The organism is Ohtaekwangia sp., assembly GCF_036786105.1.
GTDB lineage: Bacteria > Bacteroidota > Bacteroidia > Cytophagales > Cyclobacteriaceae > Ohtaekwangia.
This window is the reverse complement of the sequence record NZ_DAIQRQ010000056.1, coordinates 1-6907: the sequence shown is the minus strand read 5'-3', so window position 1 is coordinate 6907 and position 6907 is coordinate 1. Positions and strand designations below refer to the sequence as shown.

The window sequence follows — 6907 nt, the reverse complement described above, 5'->3', positions numbered from 1 at the left end:
AGCCTCACAGAAGCATGAAACCACAGACTAAATGCACAGGCGCTGTTATCTGTTATCTGTTACAGGTTATTAGTTACAGGTTAAGAGTTGATAACTAATTACCGGTAACAGGTAACGAAATAAAGAACAAGGAATATCGAAGTATGGGCTACACACATGCCCTTCTCCCACACATCTAGCAGCTGGTAGCTTGCGGCTAGCAGCCACTCCCAACTATCCAAGGTATTCTACAATGCCATCGCGAATAGCTGTGAATGTTTTCACGAGCGTTTCTTCATCTTCTTCCAGCAGTGTTACGCGGAAGCCTTGCAGCTCGGAGCAGAATGATGATATAGGCACTACGCATACACCTTTTGCGGCGAGCAGATAGTATACAAAACGCTTGTCGAGGGCTATATCTTTGCGCGGGGTGCCGTCTGCATTGTTCACCCAGCCATCCACGAGTTTGCTTACTTCTGCATTTTTGATGCTCAGTTTCTGTGTAGGCTTCAAACTACCTTCGCGGAAGATAATGGTGTTATAGAATGCACCAAACGTTTCATTGAAGGTGAGTTGAGGAACCGTGCCAAGTATATCAGAAATGATCTTGCTTCTGCGACCTATATTCTTATTGGTGTCTTCGCGATATATTTTAAAACGCGGATCACCCAGAATTTTTGGTATCGCGAGCTGCGGTAATTTTGTGGAGCACACTTCAATCATTTTGGCATTATCCAGCGCCTGACAGAAGCGGTTGAAGTCTTCATCTTTGTCGCGGTTATAGTATTCCATCCAGCCGCAGCGTGCACCCGGCCAGGGCAATTCCTTGGATATACCTTTCATGGATATACCGGGCACATCTTCAATGATCTCCGCCAGCGAATACGCACGCGCTCCGTTGTATGTGATGTTGATATAGATTTCATCGGCCAGCAGGAACAGGTTAAACTCTTTCGCGATCTCCACAATGCGCCTGAGTGTTTCCAGTGGATATACCATGCCCGTAGGATTATCCGGGTTGATGATGAGTATACCCACTACATTCGGATTATACTTTACTTTATTGTAAAGATCATCCAGGTCCGGATACCACTTGTTATTGGGATCGAGTCTATAGGTAAGCGGCTCATGCGCTGCGTGTGCAGCCTCGGCACTGGAATGTGTAGAGTATGCCGGTGACGGACCGATGACACGCGAGGTGCGTGAAATGAACTGATAGGCTTTGGAAATAGCATCGCCCAAGCCATTGAAGAAACATATATCATCGGAAGTAATTTGCACACCTCCCATCGCGTTGGTTTGCTTCGCAAGGAACTCGCGGGTTTCAAGCATACCTTTGGATGGGCAGTAGCTATAGGTATCATCCTGCTTCATGAGATCGGAGATGATATCTTTGATCCACTGCGGAAGTTTGTGGTGCTTCTGGATCGGGTCGCCAATGTTTTCCCACGAGATGGCCACACCGAGTTTCTTCAACTGGTCGGCTTTCTTTACGATCTCACGAATCTCGTAGCTTAACTCCTTGGCACCTTCACTTAATAACTTCTGTCGCATGTTTCAAAAATTGAAGCAGCGATGTTGGCAGTTTTGCAGGAAGGATTCAAGCAGATTGCTTAAAAAATTTTTATAACAAGTGTTTGGTAGTGAACGCAGGAGTCAGTACAAAAAAAGCTCCCGCAGATTTCGCAGATTAACGGAGATAAAAATGCGCACGATGAAATTCGTGCTCACACACCAGCAGCCAGTAGCTTGCAGCCAGCTGCTTTTCTCACTTTCTCACCAAACTCACCACATTCTCAACATGCATAGTGTGGGGAAACATATCTACCGGCTGCACAGCTACTATAGTATATTTCTCATCCAGTATTTTCAAGTCGCGGGCTTGTGTGGCGGGGTTGCAGCTTACGTATACTATCTTTTTAGGCGCAGCCTTTAACAGCATTTTACACACATCTTCGTGCATGCCGGCACGTGGAGGGTCGGTAATCACTGTATCCGGGCGACCGTGTTTATTCAAAAAGTTATCGTCCAGTAAATCTTTGATATCTCCTGCGTAAAAATCAGTGTTGGTGATATTGTTGATCTGCGAATTTACTTTGGCATCTTCAATAGCCGCAGCTACATATTCAAGGCCTACAACTTTTTTAGCCTGGCTGGCAACGAAGTTAGCAATAGTCCCTGTGCCGGTATATAAATCGTATACCAGTTCATCGCCTTTCAGCTCAGCCATTTTCCACGCTACTTTATATAGCTCGAACGCCTGATCGGAGTTGGTCTGGTAAAAAGATTTTGGCCCTACGCGAAACTGGAGTATACCTGATCCATCAGGCTTCGGCATCGACTCGGTGATATAGGGATTACCTTTCCAGCAAACTATATTGAGGTCAGCAAATGTATCGTTCTTCTTGCCGTTGATCACATAGTTGAACGAAGTGATCCGGGGAAAATCTTTTTCAAGACGATGCAGTATACGTTCTATCCATTCCATTTTGTCGTACGTTACCTGCAGAATGATCATTACTTCACCAGTATTTGCTGTGCGTATAGTAATGGTGCGAAGGAATCCGATTTGCTTGCGCAGATCGAAGAACGGTATAGATGCTTTCAGTGCTTCATCTTTCACAGCAAGACGTATAGCATTGGAGGGATGGGGTTGCAAGTGACACTCTTGTACATCAAACACAAGATCATATTTCCGCGGTATATGATAGCCGAGTGCAACATCATTTGCCGTATGAAGATTCTCCACCCATCCGTCAGGCGACTCTGCTTTACGTGCGGTGAGTTCTTCCTTCGTAAGCCAGCGTTGAGCGGAAAATGTATAGTCGAGCTTATTTCGGTAGTAACGCGTTTGGGTGGAGCCTATAATCGGATCGATTGCAGGCAGTTCGAGCCCACCGATACGTTCAAGATTATCCACTACCTGTTTCTGCTTATACAGTAACTGTGTGGGGTAATTAATGTGTTGCCACGAGCAGCCTCCACACAATCCGAAGTGTATACAGAAAGGATTTTCACGATCGGGCGATAATTTTCTTACAGCCGTAACGGATCCCTCTAAAAAACTGCTCTTGATTTTGGTAATGCGTGCATCTACCGTATCTCCGGGGGCGCCACCCTGTAAAAAGATCACCTTTCCTTCTACACGCGAAACGCATTTGCCCTCAGATGCCATGGTTTCGACTACAAGATTTTCAATTATGTCTCCTTTTCGCATAAAGTCCGCAAAATACAAAGCAGCCGCGTTTTTCCACCTCGTCCTTATTCTCTATATTTATTGTCCTTGCCAGAAACCGTATGAAAAGATTTTTAGTGTTGATATTCTGCCTGGTCACGTTTCCTGTTGCTGCTTCGCACATTGTTGGCGGTGAATTTGAACTACAGTACGCGCCCATTGCCAGCGATGCCTTCCGTTACAAGCTGAACCTGATCATTTACTTCGATGAGATCAACGGGCTCCAAGACAACAAACTGCAGGACAAGATCATTACAGCCCGCATATTCCGCTATGCTGATAATGCTTTTATTCGCGATGTATCCATCCCCTTTATATACGACTCACTCGTAAAATATACCCAGCCAAAGTGTACTATTTCGCAGCTTAAAACAAGCAAGATGTTTTATAGTACCTACATTACGCTGGATTCAAAAACATTCAGTCACCCCGATGGATATTATATCATTTGGGAGCGCTGCTGTCGTAATTATACCATCGCCAATATTTCCAGCACCAATCCTCAGATCGATCCATCGGGTGCAGCAGGGCAAACGTTCTATCTGAAGTTTCCTCCGGTAATGATGAATGGAAAACAATTTATCAACTCAACGCCGCATCTGTTCCCTCCCTTGAGTGACTATGCTTGTGTTGATCTACCTTACTATGCAGATTTTGCCGGAACAGATGAAGATGGCGACTCGCTTGCCTATACAATGGTAACGCCATTCAGTACACACACCACGGATGCATACCCGCCACTTAACCCTGCACCGTACCCCGAAGTAAAATGGCGAAATCCATTCAATGTGTCGAATGTAGTGAATGGTCATCCAACCCTGCACATTAGTAACAAGGGTTTACTTACTGTCACTCCCAGTCGGCCGGTAGGACTCTTTGTATTTGCTGTGAGGTGTGAGGAGTTCAGAAATGGAATCAAGATCGGAGAAGCAAGGCGCGACTTCCAGATGCTGGTAGTAGACTGCCCTATACCGTATCCTCCGGAGATCACCGGAAAAAAATTAACCGATGCCACCTATACCTATAAGAAGAACATGACGGTGTCGTTCGCAAATACAGTTAGCGATGCAGACCGTTGTATCGAAATACAAGTATACGATAAAGATGCTACTGAAGCGGCTGACAATTACCAGGAGAACATTAGTCTTAAGGTTATCCCGCTAGGCTTCAATAAAAACGTGAGTGATATACTTCCTGTTCCCAGCACGGCATTGCTTACTAAAACCGACAGCACCACTACGTTTCGCATTTGCTTTGATGAATGCCCTTATATAGAAGGACCTTTTACCGTGGGAATTATTGCTTACGATGACGCCTGCGCTTTACCGTTGCAGGATACGCTTAAAGTGCTGGTAAATATTGTACCGCCTGCCAACCATAATGCCCGCTATGTTACTGCAGATATAACAAAAACAGTAAATGAAGGATCGCCTGTGCAAAAGTGGCTGATCAAGGCCGTAGATGAAGATGGTGATCACATGACACAGACCATCATTCCGGGTATAGGTGTTGATCTGGCAAGTGCTGGTATAACAGTTACTCCGCTCGGACAACAAGGTGATACACTCTACAGCGAGCTTGCCTGGGATCCGCGCTGTAATGTTTACGACTTTACCAATCGCACAAGCTTCGATATAAAATTGCAGGTAGAGGATGACGACAAATGTGGATTTAGCCACCCCGATTTTCTACCGGTAAATCTTACCATTGTATTACCGGGCAATCATAAGCCCACCATATTTTCGCCCGAGCTTACCAACAGCGATCCTGCTATTGACACTGTAAATATAGAACGCAAAATAAATCAGTCGCTGGTGTTTCATGTAAATGGCAATGATATTGACAACGATAAGCTTGTATTGACGGGTACCGGTAAAGGTTTCAGTTTAGCTGATTATGGTATAACGTTTCCAGGCGCTACTGATTACGGTAACGTGAGCTCACTCTTTACCTGGAATATTCGCTGTGATAATGTGAACCTCGATGCCAAAGACAAATTTACATTTGTATTTCTCGTAGCCGACAATGAAAACAAATGCCGTTTTCGTTATTCCGATACGTTAGTAGTAAATGTTACTGTTATTCCTCCCGATAATACAGCACCCGAATTAAAAGTGGCCAGTACAAATCCGGAACTGGTATTGACCGCCGATAACGCTATGAATGTTACGCTGGGACAGGAGATCGATTTGAGCCTTACGGGTATAGATTTCGATACAAGTCCTGAAGCCGATTTGTTACAGATAAAACTGGTATCAGCGACCGGCAACGTAGCGCCACAAGGCTATAGCTTTACAGCGGCTGAAGGTCGCGGCACTGCACAGGGCACATTTATATGGAAACCGGAGTGCGACATTTTTACCAATGGTGTTTACAAGAACGACTATATATTCAGTTTTATACTTTCAGACAACCGGTGCTTCAATGAGAAGGGCGATACGGTAGATGTAAACATCTCTATTAAAGATATACTCCGTGATGATACAGAGTTCCTGCCTCCCAACTTTATTTCTCCCAACGGAGATTCCAAGAACGATTTCTTCGCCATGATGAAACGCGATGCTATTACGGGCGACCTGGTGAATATACTACCACTCGATAATTGCTCCGGCCACTTCGAAGGCATTGTGATCTTTAACCGGTGGGGTCGCGAAGTATTTACCAGCGCAAGCCGCGAGTTTCGCTGGTATGCACCAAGCGAAGCTTCGGGAGTATATTATTATGTTATTAAATATTCTGACAAAGAATATAAAGGCATAATCAACGTGTCGTATTGGGAAGGCCAATCACAGACTCAGCGGTAACAGGCGATTCTGTTTTACATAGGCAGTCACCCCTTTCCAACGGATTTTTATCCACACATCTTTTTTGCCAAGTATCTCCACACGGTGACCAGACTCCACCACGGATATAACGCTTGCTCCAGGCGAAGGGCCATCCATTAAATACGTATTCTCCTGCGACACAATGCCGCTTGCTGCACGTTCACCCAACGTGTTATGCACACCTAATAACGCAAGCACAACCAACAGTGCAGTGATGGAAGGCCACAACATTTCTTTTTTCCGCTTCAAATAAAAACTCAGGCTTAACAGAAATACAGCGAGCGCCATAAGCCCCAGGCCTACAGACCAATGATAATCATTATAGAACGACAAGAATCGACTGGTGTCGGTTTGTTCGTAGCCTTCAAGACTATGCTTATTGGCAAGCTCTTCCATCTTTTCGAGCACAGCCTGATCGTCCGTAACATTATAATAGAGGTTGAGGTAATAGAGCGCTTCGCCCGTGCGCTGCAGTCCTTCTTCTATATAGGCCATCTTCAACAACATAGCAGGCGAAAATTGTTTTTGCTCGAAGATGGTGCGATACTGCTCCAGTGATTGTGTATAGCGTTTGTTTTTAAAGAGCGAATCCGCTTCCGCCAGCCGGTGCGTTGACACCTGCGCAGAGGCTGCAATCACTCCGAAAAAAAATATAGAAAGAATTAAAAGATTTTTTGAAACGCCCCTTTGCATATAATTCAAATCGTATTACTTTTGTGCCCTCAATTACGGCAAAAACTGCAAAATTGACAAGATTCCGTAGCTCAGCTGGTAGAGCATTACACTTTTAATGTAAGGGTCCTGGGTTCGAATCCCAGCGGGATCACAAAAAATGCCTCCTCGATAATCCGGGAGGCATTTTTATTTG

General features: G+C 45.0%; 4 protein-coding genes and 1 tRNA gene. 2 read left to right on the top strand and 3 right to left on the bottom strand.

The window, feature by feature from the left end; translation table 11 throughout:
- Window positions 1–213: 213 nt before the first annotated feature.
- Together V7Q33_RS18560 and rlmD are read right to left on the bottom strand one after the other, a co-directional pair.
- Complete coding sequence (locus V7Q33_RS18560; RefSeq protein WP_331978325.1) at window positions 214–1533, bottom strand: pyridoxal phosphate-dependent aminotransferase; 1320 nt, start codon at window positions 1531–1533, stop codon at window positions 214–216.
- Window positions 1534–1747: 214 nt separating this feature from the next.
- A complete protein-coding gene (rlmD, locus tag V7Q33_RS18555) occupies window positions 1748–3196 on the bottom strand; it encodes a 23S rRNA (uracil(1939)-C(5))-methyltransferase RlmD (RefSeq protein ID WP_333820799.1) in 1449 nt (482 codons plus the stop codon).
- A gap of 80 nt (window positions 3197–3276) precedes the next feature.
- Between rlmD and V7Q33_RS18550 the strand changes: the two genes are divergently transcribed.
- A complete protein-coding gene (locus V7Q33_RS18550) occupies window positions 3277–6018 on the top strand; it encodes a gliding motility-associated C-terminal domain-containing protein (RefSeq protein WP_333820798.1) in 2742 nt (913 codons plus the stop codon).
- Here V7Q33_RS18550 and V7Q33_RS18545 read toward each other — a convergent pair.
- Window positions 6001–6732, bottom strand: coding sequence for an SH3 domain-containing protein (locus V7Q33_RS18545; protein ID WP_333820797.1), 732 nt, complete (start codon window positions 6730–6732; stop codon window positions 6001–6003). The genes V7Q33_RS18550 and V7Q33_RS18545 overlap by 18 nt on opposite strands.
- Window positions 6733–6792: 60 nt before the next feature.
- Between V7Q33_RS18545 and V7Q33_RS18540 the strand changes: the two genes are divergently transcribed.
- Window positions 6793–6865 (top strand) — tRNA-Lys (locus V7Q33_RS18540).
- The last annotated feature ends 42 nt before the right edge of the window (window positions 6866–6907 follow it).

What these genes read in the sequence shown, in the direction of transcription:
- rlmD (WP_333820799.1), bottom strand. Translation starts at nt 3,196, where the DNA reads ATGCGAAAAGGAGACATAATTGAAAATCTTGTAGTCGAAACCATGGCA.
- V7Q33_RS18550 (WP_333820798.1), top strand. Translation starts at nt 3,277, where the DNA reads ATGAAAAGATTTTTAGTGTTGATATTCTGCCTGGTCACGTTTCCTGTT.
- V7Q33_RS18560 (WP_331978325.1), bottom strand. Translation starts at nt 1,533, where the DNA reads ATGCGACAGAAGTTATTAAGTGAAGGTGCCAAGGAGTTAAGCTACGAG.
- V7Q33_RS18545 (WP_333820797.1), bottom strand. Translation starts at nt 6,732, where the DNA reads ATGCAAAGGGGCGTTTCAAAAAATCTTTTAATTCTTTCTATATTTTTT.